The following is a 1,675-nucleotide window of genomic DNA, read 5'->3' on the forward strand; positions in this document are numbered from 1 at the left end:
AAGGATTGATGAAATGTTAAAAGGAAGTTCCCTTTCCATCCATACGCCGGCAAGCGTAATAAGGGACAATATTCCCATACCAACCAGGGAATCTGTCATAGGATGCTTGTATCCCATATAATTACCTATAACAGTAATGACCGAAAATATAATTAACAGCCTGATCCAATTGAAAATACCGTGAACAGTAACATTTTCAGTCCCATCAATAAAGTCAGTCATTATCTTCACCCCCATTTTCTTTTACAATAGATTCTCTTCCAATTTTTGGTTCTAAGGAATTATAAACCCTTTCAGTTATTGGAAGTGCAATGAAAATAACTATGTAAATTCCGACACAGAAAGAAAGCAAATTACTGAATCCTGCAAATGCTTCAATACTTGTTTCCATTCCCGGAAATGCTGCTAAAGTCGGCCCAATAGCTGCAGCATTCATACTGGCACTACCTACACCACTAGCCATAGCATATGCATAAGGATGTAGAGGTATAAAAGACAATGAGAAAGTAACTAAGAAACTAATAAATATTGTGCCGATTACGGTACCTATAATAAATATGGCAAAAACACCTCTTGATTCCGGAGAATTAAATCCATATTTATCTACAACGACCGCAACATTGGGTTCACGACCAATGGAATTAGTCATACCAATAGATTCTCTTTTAAATCCTAAAAGTAAAGCAATAGGAAGAACTAAAATAGTTGCCAAGTGCCCTATTTCTTGCAATATCAATGCAGGACCCATTTCAAATATTAAATGTATAGACTGACCACTTGAAATAGCTAATTTAGCAATCAACACCCCAATGAAAAGCATCATTGCCCCTTCAGCAATACGCGCTTGTCTTCTTTTAATCCACGTGATTGGTTTAATTAAATAAAAGGCCAAACCTAAAATAATCGTATAGATTAATGGCATTATTACAACTTCAACATCTTTAGCAATAGGAATTTTAATCGTTCCAATTAACTCAGCAATAATGACTAAAATAAATACAGTACCATGTAATCTATAATCTCTCCAAGGATTTTTCTTTAAAATCCTTCTATCGGTTTTTTCACGATAAGGATGTTCAACCCTTTTTTCATTATCTTTATCTGGAATAAAAAACCACTCCCAACATAAAGTCCTATCACATATGTTGTTATAAATAAATATACTTATATCTAAACAAGTTTATAAATTAATAAGTTTTTAATTCCAAAAATTACAATATTGAATAAAAAAATAATAAATAAATTCTCTAAATGAGAAAATTTTTTAAACAGCAGGCACACCAGTTAAAACAAGAACAATATGAGCTACAATAGCTGCACCATAATAAGTTGAAGCAATAACCAATACAGTAATGATAATGGCTCTCCAACCTAAAGCCTTAAATTCATCCCAGCTTTTACCCATTCCAATACCGACATAAGCTAAAAATACAGTTACAATAGATAAAAGCTCAACTTTTGAAACATAATAAAGTACAAACTCAGAGGTTGGCATTCCAGGAAGCGCTATAATAATACCTATTATACTTATATAAAGGATTGATGAAATGTTAAAAGGAAGTTCCCTTTCCATCCATACGCCGGCAAGCGTAATAAGGGACAATATTCCCATACCAACCAGGGAATCTGTCATAGGATGCTTGTATCCCATATAATTACCTATAACAGTAATGAC

General features: G+C 33.3%; 2 protein-coding genes and 1 pseudogene. All 3 read right to left on the reverse strand.

Translation table 11 applies throughout. The features are described 5' to 3' along the window. A pseudogene (locus ACKI3Q_RS09830) lies at nt 1-222 on the reverse strand (hypothetical protein); the annotation flags it as partial. Then, on the reverse strand, nt 215-1,144 hold the full coding sequence (locus ACKI3Q_RS09835) for a DUF3100 domain-containing protein (protein WP_407416416.1): 930 nt from the start codon (nt 1,142-1,144) through the stop codon (nt 215-217). The gene ACKI3Q_RS09835 and the pseudogene ACKI3Q_RS09830, both read right to left, overlap by 8 nt. A 120-nt stretch (nt 1,145-1,264) precedes the next feature. Further along, nucleotides 1,265-1,675 (reverse strand): hypothetical protein (locus ACKI3Q_RS09840; protein ID WP_407416415.1); only part of this gene is annotated, 411 nt, incomplete at its 5' end.

Source organism: Methanobrevibacter sp. (assembly GCF_045636185.1).
Classification (GTDB): Archaea; Methanobacteriota; Methanobacteria; order Methanobacteriales; family Methanobacteriaceae; genus Methanocatella.